Annotated in this window: 1 protein-coding gene; it reads left to right on the top strand. The window is 29.3% G+C overall.

Annotation, left to right across the window (positions count from 1 at the left end):
• Positions 1-369: condensation domain-containing protein (locus LZ480_RS19760; protein WP_241371228.1), on the top strand; the 369-nt coding region annotated here is incomplete at both ends.

Raw genomic sequence — 369 nt, 5'->3', positions numbered from 1 at the left:
AGAATGTATATGCTGCAACAGTTTGACAAGAATAGTACAGCTTACAATATGCCAACAGCGTTTGAGTTAGATGGAAATATTAATGAAAAACAAATAGAAGAAACATTTAGGAAACTTGTAAAAAGACATGAAGCATTAAGGACATATTTTGAAACGAATGAAGATCAAATAGTACAAAGAATCGATAATTCTTATGAATTTAAGTTAGAGATAAGACAAGAAAGAGAAGATATAGATACTATCATAAATAACTTCATAAGACCATTCGATTTAAGTAAAGCTCCATTATTAAGAGTAGAATTCGTGGAGAGTAATGAAAAAACATACTTACTGATAGATATGCATCACATCATATCAGATGGAGTATCT

Source organism: Solibacillus palustris, assembly GCF_022549215.1.
Lineage (GTDB): Bacteria > Bacillota > Bacilli > Bacillales_A > Planococcaceae > Solibacillus > Solibacillus daqui.
The sequence above is the reverse complement of the archived record's forward strand: the minus strand, read 5'-3'. Positions and strand labels throughout refer to the sequence as shown.